The sequence below is a fragment of the Porphyromonas sp. COT-290 OH860 genome (genome assembly GCF_000768935.1).
Taxonomy (GTDB): Bacteria; Bacteroidota; Bacteroidia; order Bacteroidales; family Porphyromonadaceae; genus Porphyromonas.
Window position 1 is genome coordinate 39621 of sequence record NZ_JRAR01000057.1, and the last position, 16603, is coordinate 56223.

The window sequence follows — 16603 nt, forward strand, 5'->3', positions numbered from 1 at the left end:
AACGAAACAATCCAAACAACGATGGCCAACCATCTTAGATAACCAATATACGAGTATAGAGGAGGCATAGTTACTGCAATTTTTATTGTAAGATGTTATGTATCTGAATCGGAGGAATACTTGCCCAAAGGTATATAAAATATGCTTTAGGACATATACTACTACCCTGTCGAAAGTATCTCGCTTTTTGTTTAGCTTCTTTTCCACGTCAAACTTTTCGTCTCCATATCTTACCCTACTTGCTAGTAATATCTAGCAAGTCACGGAGTCGCCATAGACCTCACACAAGACCATACTTTTTGGTGATATTTTTTTCTAGAATTAGCTCAAGCAACTCAATCAGCAGGCCTTGTAGGCATTTTCGGCGACTTTTGTGGTCCAAGGTAGGACGGTGTGTCATAGCGCGCAACTGCTGTGTTACTTGCGACATTTACCTCATACGGGCTTCGGCTTCAGACACATACCCCGGCATGCTCCTTTTGCGCTGCATGCACTATGTTCCCTGCCTGAGTCTTGGCGCCTTGCATCTTGCCCATTCTGAAACACCTAGAATGGGTAAATTTTGCCACAACCCCATGCAACCCAATCGTTAAAATATATTAAAGAAAAAGCCACAAATTATCTACAAATATGGCGTCTGGCTCTAGCATCTGGCTAGACTTTGGGGCAAATTGGTGGGAAGACTTCGGGGAATCTATGGGCTAATCCGCCGAAATGTATCCACCAACCTCAAGATATTGATGGGAAGAAATATCGGACGCTGCCTCATGAGCAGGCGAAAAGCCCAGACCAGTCAAACACATACACCTATATATTAGTCAATTACAAAGGCGCCTTTGGGGGCGTGTGTTTTGAGCTGGCTGAGCCAAAGTACCTCAACGGAGCCAAACGCAACCTAGAGGCCGCTAAGGGGCAAATACGCTGCCTCGTCTTTGGAGGCACGACTCACTCCTCTCTCCCCATCAAAATACTGAAATATGACCCAAAATATAAATAATCGGATCCCTCAGCCTTGACGGGTGACTAGGTAACTTGAGCGGCTCATCATGTGATTTTGGGGTCTTATATCCACGCCCTGCTAGCCCAAGCAAGCAAATACAGCAAGAGCTATCTAGAGGCGATCGGTGATGCCAAAGGGAGAGCATTCAGCAATCTTTCATAGTTGTAACATTCGTTACAGAATAGCTCGATATAGCCCTCTACCTTTGCTCATGAATTCTAGGGAATATCACTTTTAACGGCTTACCTAACTTATGAATAAAACGACAATGTTTTGCTACCAGTGCCAAGAGGCTGCCAAAGGAATTGGCTGTACAATCAAGGGTGTGTGTGGCAAGGAGGCCAGCACCTCGGCCTATATGGATCTGCTGATGTTTACCGTCAAGGGTGTATCGATCATCACCCGTGCGATGCGACAGTCTGGAGTAGAAGTTTCGGATCAGGTCAATCACTACGTGACAGATGCACTCTTCTCCACAATTACCAATGCCAACTTCGACGACGAGAGCATCAAGGCTCGCATACACAAAGGGATCGCTCTACGCAATGAGCTCCAAGATGCAGCACAGAAAGCAGGCATCGTACTACCCCAAGCAGACGCCCTACTCTGGGACGGTGCAGAAGACTCTTTCTCCGACAAGGCTGAGGAGGTTGGAGTCATGAGCGAGGCCAACGAAGATGCTCGCTCGCTCAAGGAACTAGTTATCTATGGTCTCAAGGGTATGGCTGCCTACCTAGACCATGCGATGCGTCTAGGGCACAACGACGAGGTCTGCCACGCCTTCACACAAGAGGCTCTAGCGCAGATTACGGTAGACAACTCATCGGTAGAGGAGCTCATCGCCCTTGTCCTAAAGACAGGCGAAATGGGCGTTCGTGCCATGGCTCTACTCGACACGGCCAATACCTCTCGCTACGGGCACCCCGAGATGACGAAAGTTAATATCGGTGTCGGCACCAATCCGGGTATTCTCATCAGCGGACACGACCTAAGGGATATTGAAGACCTGCTCAAGCAGACCGAGGGTACAGGTGTCGATGTCTATACGCACAGCGAGATGCTACCAGCGCACTACTACCCTGCATTCAAGAAATACAAGCACTTCGTGGGCAACTATGGCAATGCTTGGTGGCAGCAGCGTGAGGAGTTCACCTCGTTCAATGGCCCGATTATCTTCACGACCAACTGTATCGTGCCACCGCTCAAGAATGCGACCTACAAGGATCGTATGTTTACCTCCAACGCTACGGGCTTCCCCGGCTGCAAGCATCTGCCAGAGGACGCCGAGGGGCACAAGGATTATAGTGAAGTAATTGCCATTGCCAAGACCTGCCAGCCTCCTACGGAGATAGAAACAGGTGAGATACTCGGTGGCTTTGCTCATCATCAGGTATTCCAGCTAGCAGAAGCTGTAGTCGATGCCGTGAAGAGTGGCGCTATTCGTCAGTTCGTGGTTATGGGCGGTTGCGATGGGCGCATGAAGGGTCGTGACTACTACAGCGACTTCGCCAAGGCTCTTCCACAAGACACCGTGATCCTAACGGCTGGGTGTGCCAAGTATCGCTACAATAAGCTCGCCCTCGGCGACATCAATGGTATCCCTCGTGTGCTTGACGCCGGTCAGTGCAACGATAGCTATTCGCTAGCAGTGATTGCCCTCAAACTCAAGGAGGTCTTCCAGCTCAACGACATCAACGAGCTACCTATCACTTACAATATCGCTTGGTATGAACAGAAGGCTGTCATCGTACTGCTTGCACTACTCCACTTAGGCGTGAAGAATATCCACCTTGGCCCCACACTGCCAGCCTTCCTATCGCCCAACGTGGTGAAGGTGCTTGTCGAGAACTTCGGCATCGGAGGCATCGGAACAGTCGAGGAGGATCTCAAAAAATTTGGATTAGTATCCTAACTATCAATTTCATCAATTATATCCAAGAGGGCTACGCTGGGAAGCGCAGCCCTCTTTTTTAGCACAACCCAAAGCCACCGAAAGGCAGCTAGGGATACATAAAAGAAATAGGAGATAACCTCTCTGAGGCTATCTCCTATTCATTTGGGTGATAGATGGGGCTCGAACCCACGACCTTCGGAACCACAATCCGACGCTCTAACCAACTGAGCTACAACCACCATATTCAATCAAACGGCTGATCTGTACCAGCGTTTGCACTGCAAAGGTAAACATTTATTCTTAATATACAAAAACGGGCCACTTTTTTCTAGTTGTCAAGCGACCCGCCTAACCGAGCGAGCCATTAGTACGGCGACCTCTTGTAGGGAGGCAAAAACATTCGCCCCATCGCTCAAACTAAGTTGGGCGATGGGGCGAACCCTTTTGACTGATGACTTGACCGAGCTACAAGGGAATCTTGGCTACTCGACCGGTATGTCTGCCTCCCTCGAAGTCCGAGGTCAGAAAAGCATCAACGATCTCTCGGCACTGCTCTTGCGAAACGAAACGACCCGGAATAGAGAGCACATTGGCATCGTTATGAGCTCGTGCCAGAGCCGCAATCTCGGCATTCCAGCATAGAGCTGCACGTACAGAGCGGTGCTTATTGAGCGCCATAGAGATCCCATTGCCCGAACCACAGACTGCCACACCCATAGCGAGCTGACCTAGATCTATGGCACGCCCCATAGCATGAGCGAAATCGGGATAATCAACACGCTCGGAGCTATGCGCCCCGAAGTCCTCAACCTCAATCCCTCGCTCGAGCAGAAGCGTCTTGACGAACTCCTTGATCTCATAGCCCGCATGGTCGCAGCAGAGACCTAACTTCTGTATCTTGGACATAGCTTATCTTCTTTAGCGGGACATTACTTTCTTCACCTGCTCATAGACATTCGTGGCAGTGAAGCCGAGCTTCTCATCAAGCACCTTGTATGGAGCAGAGAAGCCAAATGAGTTGAGCCCCCAAATGCACTTCTCACAACCCACGAGCCCAAGCAGATTGACAGGCAACCCAGCCGTTAGACCAAAGCGTAGCACGCCTAGAGGCAATACCTCTGCCTGATATGCCTCACTCTGGAGACGGAACAGCCCCTCACTCGGTACAGACACGATCTGCAAACGGATACCGTCCTTACGTAGTAGCTCGGCACCCTCTACCAGAGTAGACACCTCGCTACCCGTAGCGATGAGCACGACCTCTGGGTTCTCGTCCCTAGACACGATGTAGCCCCCACGAGCAGCCTGCTTCGCTTCTTCGTAGCGGCTAGCACCAGCTTTGAGCGTTGGTAGGTCATTGATATTCTGACGAGAGAGGATAAGTGCCGTAGGCGTCTTGACGTTGCGCATGGCTAGCTCCCAAGCGACAGTTGTTTCCTGCACGTCGGCTGGGCGCAGTACGAGGACACTATTCTCTCCACTGTGGTTCTGTAGCTTCTCCATCAGACGGATCTGAGCCTCATGCTCTACGGGCTCATGCGTTGGGCCGTCCTCACCGACGCGGAAGGCATCGTGCGTCCAAATAAACTTAACTGGCAGCTCCATCAGTGCAGCCATACGAACGGCAGGCTTCATATAGTCGCTGAAGACGAAGAACGTACCGCAAGCAGCGATCACACCACCGTGCAGAGCCATACCGATACAGAGGCAAGCCATGGTCAGCTCTGCCACACCGGGCTGCAAGAATGCTCCACCAAAATCGGTTGCCGTGATGGCACGTGTTTTCTTGAGGAAGCCGTCAGTCTTATCACTATTGGACAAGTCCGCAGAGGCTACGATCATATTCTCTACCTTACCAGCCAGAGTACCCAGTACAGTAGCCGATGCTGCACGTGTAGCTTGATTGGGCTTTTGCTCGATAGCACTCCAATCGACCTCTGGAACTACTCCAGAGAACCAATCGCCCATCTTCTTACCCAGCTCTGGGTGCTCGACACGCCAGCGTGCCTCTTCCTGAGCACGAGCCTCGGCTAGTTGGTTCAACTCCTCAAGGCGTGCGTCGTAGAGCGCCTGAACCTCTGGAAAGATTGCAAAAGGCTCATCGGGATTGCCGCCAAAAGCCTTGATTGTAGAAGCCATGCAAGCACCTGCTGCCGAGAGAGGCTGACCGTGCGTGCTCACAGCGCCTTCAAACGAAGTGCCGTCTGCTCCGACCACTCCCTTGGCCATAATAGTGCGACCAATGATTAGGGTTGGCTTGCCCACCGTAGCCTTCGCCTCGGTAAGAGCCCCGCGAATCTGGTCGATGTCGTGCCCGTCAATGTCGATGACATGCCAGCCCCAAGCCTTGTACTTGAGGGCAATATCCTCCGATGTTACCTCGCTTACCTTCGTAGAGAGCTGCACATCGTTGGCGTCGTAGAACATAATTAGGTTATCTAGCCCCAGATGCCCTGCGATACGGCCCCCGCCCTGCGAGATCTCTTCTTGGATACCACCGTCCGAGATGTAGGCATAGATGGTTTGGCTCATGACCCAGCCTAGGCGATTCTCTAGGAACTTAGCTGCAATGGCTGCTCCCACTGCATAGGTATGCCCCTGACCAAGGGGGCCGGAAGTGTTCTCTACGCCGCGAGCCACATCGACCTCGGGGTGCCCCGGCGTCACACTCCCCCACTGACGGAACTGCTGCAAGTCCTCCATACTATACTTGCCAATCAAGGCAAGCTGAGCATAGAGCATAGGCGACATGTGCCCGGGGTCGAGGAAGAAGCGGTCGCGCCCAGCCCAATAGGGATTTTTGGGGTCAAAGATGAGGAACTCCGAGAAAAGCACATTGACGAAGTCTGCTCCGCCCATAGCTCCACCGGGGTGACCACTCTTGGCCTTCTCTACCATAGATGCTGCCAGTATGCGGATATTGTCGGCAGCCTTAGTCATCAGTTGGTTACTGTTCATGATGCACAAAGCGTTTGTTTATTGGATGTTATCGAATATTCTTAGCACATGTCGTGTAATGCTACCCCAAAGTTACGGATTATTCCGCAAAGGCATGGGGATATTCTAGCTCCGTCCAGCTAGGACGAGTCACTTAATCGGCAGACGCTCCCACAGGGGCCGTGGGATCAGTCTCCATAGCCCCATGATGAGACGGTATCGCCAGTCTATAATACGGATAGTTTTTTGGCGATCTATCGCTCGGGCAATCTCCCGAGCTACTGCATCAGCCTCCATAAGCAAGGGATAATTGCCCCCCGAGAGAAGCGCCGTGCTCACAAATCCGGGGCGAATATCCGTAATGTAGAGGTTGGCTAGGCAACGAATAGCAAGCAGCTGACGAAGAGCCTGCAAATAAGTTGCTTGATAAGCCTTACTAGCCGAATAGGCGGACGAGGCGCCCAGCCCTCGAGTGCCTGCGACGGAACTGATAGCGCTGATATGGCCAAAACCTTGGGCAGAGAAGAAGCCGAAGGCCCAATCAACACACCGAGTGAAACCCTCGACATTAACCGAGGCAATCTTGAGCTCAATAGTCGGGTCGAGAACAGGATTCTGCCACCCCACCCCAGAGCTATGTACATAAATGTCCATACCCCCTAGGCGATCGACCAGTTCCCCCAGCTTCTGGGGAGCCTCGACATCGGTCACATCTATTGCAGCCACCTCTACTCGATCTGGAGCGAGCTCTCTAAGCTGTTGGAGCAGGCTAAGCCGACGAGCAGCAAGACCGACCCTATAGCCACGGGCAATATAGAGACGTGCTAGCTCCATGCCGATACCGGAGCTAGCTCCCATGATAACGATACGTTTGAGCATACTACTTAACCAAGAGATAAATTAACTGTTACGCACGATGAAGCCTAGTACCCTAAGCCGACGAGCCATATCCTCTCCCTCCGGAGCAATGGCTGTATAGGCCTGCATCTCCCTGGGATAGTCGTAGTGCTTACGCAGACTCTCGAAGCGACTAGGCTCCGCTCGGAGCTTACTATCTATATGTATAGGGTCGAAACTGTGCAGCATCGCTCGTCTAAGGCATTCGCTCTGTGGCACACGCCTCAGATCAAGAAACGGATACTCTGGCTGCGGCACATCATCAGACTCCAACAGACCTTCGCTAGGCTGTCCATAGTACCGAGCTACGGCCTCAAGCGACATACGTGCACCTCTAAATTTACCGTCCGCAGAGAAGCCCGCGATATGAGGTGTAGCAATATCAGCCAAAGCAAGCAGCTCGGGCGATATGCTAGGCTCACCCTCCCAGCAGTCGATAATGAGGCGAGAGAGGAGCCCTTGTGTCCTTCCCCGAATGAGGCTATCGGTGTTTGTGACAGCTCCACGGCAGGCATTGATGAGTATTGGGCTGCGGCGGCACTGGGCTACGAAGTGGTCATTGACCATACCATAGGTTGGGTAGCGCCCACCTCTAGTCAATGGTACATGCAGAGTGATGATATCCGCTTCACTCTGGATTTGCTCGATAGAGCAGAAAGCCTCACTTCCCTCCTCATCGGCCCTTGGGGGGTCATAGAGCAGAGGTCTAAGCCCCATGGCTAGAGATAGGCGTAGAACCTCACGTCCTACATGCCCTACACCAACGATCCCGATCGTTTTGCCCTCCAAAGGCTCGCCGGCCTCAAGCGATACCCTGCTCAGGGCAGACATCACGTACTGTGCGACAGCTGTTGCGTTGCAGCCGGGAGCATTCGTCCATGTGATCCCTGCCGAGAGGCAATACTCGGCATCAATATGATCTGCCCCTGCTGTAGCCGTAGCGATGAAGCGAACGGGCGTCCCCTCTAGAAGTTCACGGCCACAACGTGTAATGCTGCGCACAATCAGGGCATCAGCCTGAGCGAGTGTATGAGGCGAGAAATCCGCATTGTCTAGATAAGTTACCTCACCGATACTCTCGGCGACACCTCTAAGATAGGGGATAGAGCCCTCAATGACCAGACGTGGTTTCATTGTCCTAATATCATATATACAAAGAGAGGCTATGTCGAAATCTATGTTTCGGCACAGCCTCTCGTAGGTTATTAGCTAAGCAAAGTGCAAAGTGCTCGAGGGAGGAAAGAATACTCCTCCAAGCATATCGGCATAGCCTAAGCGGCAATTTGCTGATTACGACACACCGCTAATCAATCTTTGCTTTCGCTGTGCCTATGCCTGCCCTTGTGGGAAGGCTTCATTGGGGTTCTGACCCTCCTCGGGCAGAACGATTGGACCACACTCCTGCTCGTACGTATAGATATTCTGCTGGAGGACACGCACAAGACGCTTGATATTGTCTGGAGTCATGATGACACGGCTGTGCACCTTGGCGGATTGCTTACCGGGCAGAAGACGAACGAAGTCCAGCACAAACTCACACTGTGAGTGCATCACCACTGCAAGGTTGCTATACACGCCGTTTGAGATCTCTTCTGGGAGTTCGATATTGAAAGACTGATTTTGATCTTCCTGTTGCATTATTTTTGTTAATAAGTATATGAATAATAAAATCGTTTACTGCACCCAAAGATATACAAAATCCCCCTATCCCATAGCACTACGCAGCCCCTATTACTACTCGATTACCCAAGTCTTTGGGCGCAAGCTAGACACTGTGGCCAGCATAGCATGAGAAGATGAAGGTATGATACTCAATACCTCTCGGGGTTGTTGCTCTTTATTGTCTTGAGCTCGCAACGATAATTCTTGTGAAATCTAATTTTAGCTTTCTTGAGCTTAGGATCAGACCTATTACTAGGAATAGAAGTGGAACAATACGAACCCACTCTAGCTTATTGCTATGGTGGGCAAAGAGGTTATTCTTCAATGTGCCATCAGTCAGTTCCACTCTAGACACTGCTTGCGGACGCTCCTACCAATCAAAACAAAAACGGATAACAGAAATTTACGCTTTGGGTGACGATTGAGCCTACCGCCCAAGAGGCGAAGACAAACTAGAGGCAAAACGGCAGACTGCGTATTTGCCCCCTAGCAGGCTCTAGGTTGCGTTCACCCTAGCTTGAGCACCCTACCCCTAGCGGAGCAAAAATAGCCGCTTAAAAAGCGGCTCTCATATAATCCTATTGATCAGATACTTATATCTACCAATGCAATCATCTGACGCAGTAGTTCTACTTTTAACTAGATTTCTTCCCATCAACCTGCTCGGGTCAGTGGGCACTCTTCGGCGTATGAACCCACCAATCCGAATAGATCTTCCCATCAATTCTCCGCTAAGGCCACACAGAACTTTACAAATCCAGACGCAGTTCCATAAAATTCCTCAATAATAAATTCACATTATTTAACTAAAAAGCAGACAATCGAGCATACAGACACCCCTTGCTTGGCTGCAAACTAAGTACAATATGAGGTAGAGGCTGATCGTTTTGGGAGGGGCTAATAGACATATCTAGGACAAAACTGTGTACTATACCAACCTAGCGAAGCAGAGGAAAGGCACTGGATAATTGCAGCTTACCCGCTCCGTACCGCTATCATCACACAACGAGGTAGCACAATCTAGAGGCAATCGCCCATCTCCGCAAGCTCTTATAGACTCTGAGTGCTATTATTTTGTATTTTTGTGGGAAACTTAAAAAAATTTAAGGAAATGAATTTGATAAAAGCAGGTTGTTCTGCCTACATAATTTACTATATGATCGTGATGCTTGGGCTTGGGTGTATGGCACTCGGTGCTGCATCTAGTATACGCAACTCCAATTTCGAGGCCTATGTGCGCAAGCACTACACCGAGGCGCTCAAGCAGATGGAGCGACACCAGATCCCAGCAAGCATCAAGATGGCGCAAGGGCTACTCGAAACGGGGGCAGGCCAGAGCACACTTGCTCGTGAGCACCACAACCACTTTGGGATTAAGTGCCACAGATCGTGGCAGGGCAAGCGTACCTTCCGCACCGACGATCTCCCCGACGAATGCTTTCGTAGCTACCGCAGTTGGCAAGAGTCGTACGAGGATCACTCACAGTTTCTCAAGGCGCCACGCTATCGCCGTCTTTTTACCCTCAGATACGACGACTATCAAGGCTGGGCAAGGGGGCTACAACAAGCAGGCTATGCTACAAACAAGGGCTATGCCAATAAGCTCATCAAAATCATCGACGACTACGAGCTCTATGCCCTAGACCGAGGCAGGCTACCCTCTTGGATGCGTAACGAAACGACCAATACCTCGAGCAAAGCCAACAGACGAGCCAAAAAGGAGGTTAGCTACGACAAGCCCATGCGCCCAAGCTATGTGAGCTACGGCCTACTCTATGTCTTGGCCGACCAAGGGGACAGCTTCGACAAGGTCGCCGAGGATATGGGTATCTCTGCTAAGAAGCTAGCCCGCTACAATGATGCTCCACTAGACTATCCTCTACAAGAGGGCGAGGTCGTCTATCTACAAAACAAGCATCGCAAGGCTACTGCCGAGCACACCACCCATATTATACGTATAGGGGACTCTATGCACAGCATTGCACAGCTATACGGCATCAAGCTAAAGTCACTGTACAACCTCAACGACAAGGACGAAGACTACGTCCCCGTAGAGGGAGAAGTACTACGTTTGCGCTAGTACCCCTCAAGCCTATTCCCCAAAAGTCAGATTTGCAATTGACCACCGAAGTCGATGTATCGAAATCCCTCTTCGACACATCGACTTCGGCAATTAATCACAGACAAGCACCAATTTTCGCATAAATACACACGTAGAAAACAGCGAAATTTTAATATACACGACCGCATTGAGCCAAGAAAGAAAACACAAGAACTTTTTCTATCTTTGCTCACAGCGAGTTTACTATGTCACCTTCTCTAGGTATCTGCATAGGACGAAGCTCACGAATACAGCCTCGTGAGCCTCAGCCGAGGTGGAGGAGATGGATATGAGTAAGTAAGAAGTCCTTGCACGTTTCACTCTAAACATACAAACAGCAATGAAGAAAGTATTTACGTTTGTGCTATTCGCCCTATTATCCCTCATTGGGATAACCGTGGCACAGGGACAAGAGCCGGACAGAGTCGTCCTCAAGTCGGGTCACAAGACTGGCTTTTTCGTTACCCTAGAGCTCAACTATGGTGCCGAGGTCGATCCTCAAGCTCTAGAGTTGGTAGACATCTTGGAGGAGGACCAAAAGACTCAAATTAAGAAGGTAAGGTACAAGCTCCTCAAACCCGAGGTTACTATCACGGGGAATATAAAGCTCATTAATGCTACATTCTTCAAGCTCTCTGGGGTAGAGATCGTGCGTGCCCCCAATCTAGAGTCTTTCTTCTCGGAGCCCAGGCCTCAACAAGCAGGGCAAATCGACAAGGCAGACTTCTCGGCTTGCCCCAATCTGCAGAAGCTTGCCCTCAGCAACGCTCAACTCAAAGAGATCAACGTCAAGGGTTGTAGCAAACTAGAAATCCTAGCCCTTGCAGGCAATCAGCTCAAGGAGCTCGACCTAACTGGTTGCTCTGCCCTCTACTGGGTACAGATGCAAAGCAACCTATTCGAGCCAGATGGCTTCGACCGAATGATCAAGACCCTAACACCCAAGCCCGGTGGAGAGGACAATGGATATCTATTCGTCATTGACCTGCACCCAAGTGCCAAGGACCAAAACAAGTGTAGCGCCAAGAATGTACGTGATGCCAAGGCCGTCAATTGGATCGTACGTGATGCTACAAACGAAGGCTACCCCGGCCACGACTACAAGCCCAACCAGCTCTCTAGCGAAGAGATCCATATCAAGACACGACTCACCATCGGCCAAGGCGACAATTATATTCCTCTAGGCATCGAGGCCCACGAACTTGAGGAGTTTGAGGTTGAGGGTGGCGAGTATACTACGACAGCCAACGGCAAGCGCTACTACAAGATTAGCTCCCAGAGCTTGATCATCAGAGGGAAGGTCAAGAGCTTCGACTGTAGCAGTGCAGAGATCACCTATGTTGATGTGAGCAAAAACCCAGAGCTAGAGACCCTCAACATAGAGGACAATGCTTATCTATCTAAGGTAATCTTCGGCGACATCAGCAAACTGCGCCACCTGTATGCTGGCGACATCAAGCTCGGCAACAGCATAGACCTCTCCAAAGCAGAGAACGTAGAGTCCCTATTCTGCCAGCGTACAGGCGTCGCTATGCCAGACCTAAGCAAGCTAACCAAGCTACGTGAACTCAACTGTACGGGCAATAAGTGGTCTAAGCTCGATGTATCGCAGCTCCCCAAGCTAGAGATACTCATTGCAGCAGACTGCGGTATCCGCTCCATCGACCTGAGTCAAAACCACAAGCTCAGAGATGTACAGCTACAAGGCAATTACCTCAAGGCTCTCAAGTTTACCTCTCCTAGCCTATTCCACGCAGTCATCTTCGACAACGAAATCAAGGACGCCAACATGACTGAGCTCATGGCGAGCCTGCCCAGATTTCGCAGAAGCCACGAAGATGGAGCCCCAGAGGAAGCCCTCATTATCGTAGTCAATAAGGACGGAAATCCAGAGCTCAACAAGTGCCTAGATACGGACGTTGCTATCGCTGTAAAGAAGAATTGGAAAGTAAGAGCCATCGACAGCGACTACCAGATTTCCCCTTACGAAGGGATTAAATCCAAAGCTATTGAGCAGCTCGGTAGTGCAAGCCTAAATATCTACCCCAACCCAACGACGGATGTACTCAAGGTAGAGGGAGTACCTGCGGGGCTCAGCATTCAGCTATTTGACACTAGAGGTGTACTCGTTCGCTCGTTCATCTCACAGGGCGACATCGTAACTATGGCGGTAGATACTCTACCCAAAGGCATCTATATGCTGCGGATCGCAGATCGCACCCACAAGGTCCTAGTCAAGTAAGTTAGACAACGCATATATCATATAGGGCGGAGCTCTTGCCAATGCAGAGCTCCGCCCTATCGTTTTGTGCCGCCACGAGGCATCAGCAGCAGGGAACTAGCAGTTTGGGGGGCGGGCTAATTATTTGTATTTTTGCGCAAAACTAGGATGCTTAGGCCTCTCGTTGGGTCAGTACAGCTTCGATTACTTGCTCCGCCAATAGGACAGGTACAGAGCACGTAAGTATCATACACCAATAGCAAATAAGCAAGAGTAAAAACTCTATGAACGAACGATATATGCAGCGTGGCGTCTCGGCCTCCAAAGAGGACGTGCACAACGCCATCAAAAATGTGGACAAGGGTTTGTATCCCTCGGCTTTCTGCAAGATTATCCCCGACATTCTCGGAGGAGACCCCGAGTACTGCAACATCATGCATGCCGATGGAGCTGGTACCAAGAGTTCACTCGCCTACATGTATTGGCGCGAAACGGGAGATCTATCGGTGTGGCGAGGCATCGCACAAGATGCGCTCATCATGAATATTGACGACCTACTCTGCGTGGGTGCCACGGACAATATCCTCGTATCCTCGACCATCGGACGCAACAAGCACCTAATCCCCGGAGAAGTAATCTCCGCCATTATCAACGGGACCGAGGAACTATTGGCCGAGCTCAGAGAGCAGGGCGTGCGTGCCTACTCGACAGGAGGAGAAACAGCAGATGTAGGCGACTTGGTACGCACCATCATCGTAGACAGTACTGTTACCTGCCGTATGAAGCGTAGCGACGTCATCGACAATGCCAATATCAAGGGCGGCGATGTGATTGTCGGCTTAGCCTCTTACGGACAAGCTAGCTACGAGCGTGAGTACAATGGCGGCATGGGGAGCAATGGCCTTACCTCTGCTCGCCACGATGTGCTGGAGCATTCGCTAGCGAGCAAATATCCCGAGAGCTATGATGCAGCAGTACCAGCGGAACTCGTCTATAGTGGTAGCCGAGCCTTGACCTCGCCAGTAGAGGGAGCACCACTAGATGCAGGTCGCCTCATTCTATCACCGACACGCACCTACGCACCGATCATCAAGAAGGTGCTAGACGAGATGCGTGAGCGTGTACATGGTATGGTTCACTGCTCGGGAGGAGCTCAGACCAAGGTGATGCACTTCGTCAAGAATAAGCGTGTCATCAAGGATAATCTATTCCCCGTACCTCCACTCTTCGACCTGATCCACAAAGAGAGTGGTACGCCTGCCAAGGAGATGTACAAGGTCTTCAACATGGGGCACCGTATGGAGTTGTATGTTTCGCCCGAGGACGCCCAGCACATCATCGCTATCAGCGAAAGCTTCGGTGTACCAGCGCAAGTCATCGGTCGGGTAGAAGATGCCGAAACGAATAGCCTACTCATTCGCTCGCCCTACGGCGACCTAGAGTACTAGGCTTGGTAGAGAGGTGAAGAATCTCATTACTCTATAATATTGACTACGCAATGAAAGTCAGACTCTTAGAGAAGTTACTGCTAGTGACTCTACTACTATTCCTCCTAAGCCAGACGATGCTCTATCGTTACTTCCCCGTCGCTGGAGATGTCATCGGGGCGTTTTTGATATTCTTGGTGGTTTCTAATATGGTGTATAGGGCTTTTTACCCAAGTGCCGACTCACTACGCTGTATCTTGAGGAAGCTCCCCCTCTCAGGGCAGTACATCTCCATTGCGCTGCTCCTATCTATAGGTGCTGCCCTAGTGTACTACTCCTTACCAATCTCTGCCGACTTGTCTAAGGGAACCCTCTCAGACTGGGCAAGTGCTCTCTGGCCACTCTGCTGCGGATTGATTTTGCTACTAAACGCCTTGCTCTGGGGCGTGGAAGTGGTACGCCGCCCGAGGCAGAAGGCTCACTGATTCAAGAAATACGATTAAACAAAATAAATGGCAACAGACAATGATTTGCTAAGCAGAATAGAGGGGCTGGAGATCCGCTTCGAGGAAGTATCCACCCTGATTACTGCACCCGATATTATCGCCGACCAGAAACGCTTCATGAAGCTCAGCAAAGAGTATCGTGATCTAGAGCGTATTCTGGAGAAAGGCAAAGAATACCGCAACCTACTTGGTAATATCCAAGAAGGGCGGGAAACGCTCGAGAGTGAGAGCGATCAAGAGCTCAGAGCTATGGCTCGTGAGATGATGCAAGAGGCCGAGGAACGTATCCCATCTCTCGAAGAAGAAATCAAACTACTGCTTATCCCCGCAGATCCCGAGGACGAGAAGAACGTCGTCATGGAGATACGTGGCGGTACTGGTGGCGACGAAGCTGCCATCTTCGCAGGCGACCTATATAAGATGTATGTACGCTACTGCGAGGGGCGTGGCTGGCGCACAGAAGTAACGAGCATGTCGGAGGGAACGGCTGGTGGATACAAGGAAATCGTATTCACAGTAACCGGCGAGGGCGTGTACGGGATCCTCAAGTATGAGAGTGGTGTACATCGTGTGCAGCGTGTGCCTGCGACCGAAACTCAGGGGCGTGTACACACCTCAGCTGCATCGGTAGCTGTACTACCGGAGGCGGAGGAGGTAGACGTCGTGCTGAACCCTGCGGATATTGAGTTCCACACAGCTCGCTCGGGTGGAGCAGGTGGCCAGAACGTCAATAAGGTAGAAACGAAGGTACAGCTTACCCACAAGCCCACAGGGATCGTAGTGGTCTGTCAGCAGGCTCGTACGCAGCTAGCCAACCGAGAGCTAGCGATGCAGATGCTCCGTACCAAGCTCTACGATATGGAGGTCACCAAGCACAATGAGGCTATTGCTGCCAAACGCAAGACGATGGTGTCTACTGGCGACCGCTCTGCCAAGATCCGCACCTACAACTATCCTCAAGGCCGTGTCACCGACCACCGCATTAACCTAACACTCTATAACCTAGCTGCCATCATGAATGGAGAAGTTCAGCCAATCATTGACGAACTGATCATCGCCGAGAATATCGAGCGCATGAAAGAAGCAGCCCTCTAACACCATAATATCCGTATGACAAGAGAACAATTATTCGAGAATATCCAGCGCAAGCGATCCTTCCTCTGTATAGGACTAGACACAGATATTCGCAAAATCCCGCAGCATCTGCTCGAGGACGATGATCCGATCTTCGCCTTCAACAAGCGCATCATAGACGCCACGGCTCATCTCTGTGTTGCCTATAAGCCTAACTTAGCTTTCTACGAGAGCATGGGTTCTTTTGGCATTCAGGCATTTGAAAAAACTGTACAGTATATCCAGAAGAATTACCCCGACCAGTTCATCATCGCCGACGCCAAACGTGGGGATATTGGCAATACTGGCGATATGTACGCTCGTAGTTTCTTTGAGCATTTGCGTGTAGATGCCCTCACCGTGTCGCCTTATATGGGAGAGGATAGCGTGAGGCCTACGCTCAAATATCCGGGCAAATGGACGATTTTGCTAGCCCTAACCTCCAACGAGGGTAGCGAAGACTTCCAGATGATGAAGGACGAGTCGGGCGAATACCTCTTTGAGCGGGTACTACGCCGTAGCCGCGCTTGGGGTGATGCCGACCAACTGATGTATGTAGTGGGAGCCACCAAAGCACAGATGCTAGAGCGCATTCGTCTTATTGTCCCCAATCACTTCCTCCTCGTCCCCGGTGTCGGCTCGCAGAATGGCAGCCTAGAGGAGGTGGCCGAGTTCGGTATCAACAGCCAGTGTGGTCTACTTGTCAATGCTTCTCGTAGCATCATATTCGCCGATAGCACCGAGGCTTTTGCTTCTCGTGCAGCAGAGGAAGCGGAGAAGCTCCGCCGACAGATGACCGAGATCCTTATCAAACATAAGCTCATCGAGGCTTAATATCCTAGACT

14 protein-coding genes and 1 tRNA gene are annotated in these 16603 nt (G+C 50.8%); 8 read left to right on the forward strand and 7 right to left on the reverse strand.

What is annotated here, in order from left to right:
• The first annotated feature begins 1253 nt into the window (after positions 1-1253).
• Complete coding sequence (gene hcp / locus HQ41_RS06310; RefSeq protein ID WP_044189427.1) at positions 1254-2912, forward strand: hydroxylamine reductase; 1659 nt, start codon at positions 1254-1256, stop codon at positions 2910-2912.
• Between the two features lie 146 nt (positions 2913-3058).
• Here the strand turns inward: hcp and HQ41_RS06315 are convergent.
• The 6 genes from HQ41_RS06315 to HQ41_RS06340 all read right to left on the reverse strand — a co-directional run bounded on the left by HQ41_RS06315 (position 3059) and on the right by HQ41_RS06340 (position 8366).
• Positions 3059-3134: transfer RNA gene (locus HQ41_RS06315), tRNA-His, on the reverse strand.
• Between the two features lie 225 nt (positions 3135-3359).
• The gene (rpiB, locus tag HQ41_RS06320; RefSeq protein WP_044189480.1) at positions 3360-3791 is read right to left on the reverse strand and encodes a ribose 5-phosphate isomerase B; all 432 of its coding nucleotides are present in this window, start codon (positions 3789-3791) and stop codon (positions 3360-3362) included.
• A gap of 21 nt (positions 3792-3812) precedes the next feature.
• Positions 3813-5852, reverse strand: a complete 2040-nt coding sequence (locus HQ41_RS06325; protein WP_044189430.1) for a transketolase — start codon at positions 5850-5852, stop codon at positions 3813-3815.
• 129 nt (positions 5853-5981) lie between these two features.
• Complete coding sequence (locus tag HQ41_RS06330; RefSeq protein WP_044189433.1) at positions 5982-6710, reverse strand: SDR family oxidoreductase; 729 nt, start codon at positions 6708-6710, stop codon at positions 5982-5984.
• A gap of 21 nt (positions 6711-6731) precedes the next feature.
• Positions 6732-7862 carry a 4-phosphoerythronate dehydrogenase gene (locus HQ41_RS06335; RefSeq protein ID WP_044189434.1) on the reverse strand — a complete coding sequence of 377 codons (1131 nt, stop codon included), beginning with the start codon at positions 7860-7862 and terminating at the stop codon, positions 6732-6734.
• A gap of 195 nt (positions 7863-8057) precedes the next feature.
• A complete protein-coding gene (locus HQ41_RS06340; RefSeq protein WP_044189437.1) occupies positions 8058-8366 on the reverse strand; it encodes a DUF3467 domain-containing protein in 309 nt (102 codons plus the stop codon).
• A gap of 19 nt (positions 8367-8385) precedes the next feature.
• Here HQ41_RS06340 and HQ41_RS09935 point away from each other — a divergent pair, with 19 nt between their 5' ends.
• Both HQ41_RS09935 and HQ41_RS06345 read left to right on the forward strand, forming a co-directional pair.
• On the forward strand, positions 8386-8520 hold the full coding sequence (locus HQ41_RS09935) for a hypothetical protein (RefSeq protein WP_255327526.1): 135 nt from the start codon (positions 8386-8388) through the stop codon (positions 8518-8520).
• 1026 nt (positions 8521-9546) lie between these two features.
• Entirely contained in the window at positions 9547-10470 is a 924-nt protein-coding gene (locus tag HQ41_RS06345; RefSeq protein WP_044189439.1) for a glucosaminidase domain-containing protein, read from the forward strand.
• 225 nt (positions 10471-10695) lie between these two features.
• Here the strand turns inward: HQ41_RS06345 and HQ41_RS09940 are convergent, their stop codons facing one another.
• Positions 10696-10821 carry a hypothetical protein gene (locus tag HQ41_RS09940; protein ID WP_255327528.1) on the reverse strand — a complete coding sequence of 42 codons (126 nt, stop codon included), beginning with the start codon at positions 10819-10821 and terminating at the stop codon, positions 10696-10698.
• 10 nt (positions 10822-10831) lie between these two features.
• Here HQ41_RS09940 and HQ41_RS06350 point away from each other — a divergent pair, with 10 nt between their 5' ends.
• From HQ41_RS06350 to pyrF, 5 genes are all read left to right on the forward strand, one after another.
• Positions 10832-12733, forward strand: coding sequence for a T9SS type A sorting domain-containing protein (locus HQ41_RS06350; RefSeq protein WP_044189441.1), 1902 nt, complete (start codon positions 10832-10834; stop codon positions 12731-12733).
• Positions 12734-12996: 263 nt separating this feature from the next.
• The gene (locus HQ41_RS06355) at positions 12997-14160 is read left to right on the forward strand and encodes an AIR synthase-related protein (protein WP_044189443.1); all 1164 of its coding nucleotides are present in this window, start codon (positions 12997-12999) and stop codon (positions 14158-14160) included.
• 50 nt (positions 14161-14210) lie between these two features.
• The gene (locus HQ41_RS06360) at positions 14211-14624 is read left to right on the forward strand and encodes a hypothetical protein (RefSeq protein WP_044189445.1); all 414 of its coding nucleotides are present in this window, start codon (positions 14211-14213) and stop codon (positions 14622-14624) included.
• 27 nt (positions 14625-14651) lie between these two features.
• On the forward strand, positions 14652-15740 hold the full coding sequence (prfA, locus tag HQ41_RS06365; protein ID WP_044189448.1) for a peptide chain release factor 1: 1089 nt from the start codon (positions 14652-14654) through the stop codon (positions 15738-15740).
• Between the two features lie 15 nt (positions 15741-15755).
• Positions 15756-16592: an orotidine-5'-phosphate decarboxylase gene (gene pyrF, locus HQ41_RS06370; protein WP_044189450.1), complete on the forward strand. Its 837-nt coding sequence runs from the start codon at positions 15756-15758 to the stop codon at positions 16590-16592.
• The last annotated feature ends 11 nt before the right edge of the window (positions 16593-16603 follow it).

Coding starts and splice junctions, on each gene's coding strand:
- HQ41_RS06335 (WP_044189434.1), bottom strand. CDS start 7,862: ATGAAACCACGTCTGGTCATTGAGGGCTCTATCCCCTATCTTAGAGGT.
- HQ41_RS09935 (WP_255327526.1), top strand. CDS start 8,386: ATGAATAATAAAATCGTTTACTGCACCCAAAGATATACAAAATCCCCC.
- HQ41_RS06340 (WP_044189437.1), bottom strand. CDS start 8,366: ATGCAACAGGAAGATCAAAATCAGTCTTTCAATATCGAACTCCCAGAA.
- HQ41_RS06345 (WP_044189439.1), top strand. CDS start 9,547: ATGATCGTGATGCTTGGGCTTGGGTGTATGGCACTCGGTGCTGCATCT.
- pyrF (WP_044189450.1), top strand. CDS start 15,756: ATGACAAGAGAACAATTATTCGAGAATATCCAGCGCAAGCGATCCTTC.
- HQ41_RS06330 (WP_044189433.1), bottom strand. CDS start 6,710: ATGCTCAAACGTATCGTTATCATGGGAGCTAGCTCCGGTATCGGCATG.
- HQ41_RS09940 (WP_255327528.1), bottom strand. CDS start 10,821: ATGTTTAGAGTGAAACGTGCAAGGACTTCTTACTTACTCATATCCATC.
- HQ41_RS06350 (WP_044189441.1), top strand. CDS start 10,832: ATGAAGAAAGTATTTACGTTTGTGCTATTCGCCCTATTATCCCTCATT.
- HQ41_RS06325 (WP_044189430.1), bottom strand. CDS start 5,852: ATGAACAGTAACCAACTGATGACTAAGGCTGCCGACAATATCCGCATA.
- prfA (WP_044189448.1), top strand. CDS start 14,652: ATGGCAACAGACAATGATTTGCTAAGCAGAATAGAGGGGCTGGAGATC.
- HQ41_RS06355 (WP_044189443.1), top strand. CDS start 12,997: ATGAACGAACGATATATGCAGCGTGGCGTCTCGGCCTCCAAAGAGGAC.
- HQ41_RS06360 (WP_044189445.1), top strand. CDS start 14,211: ATGAAAGTCAGACTCTTAGAGAAGTTACTGCTAGTGACTCTACTACTA.
- hcp (WP_044189427.1), top strand. CDS start 1,254: ATGAATAAAACGACAATGTTTTGCTACCAGTGCCAAGAGGCTGCCAAA.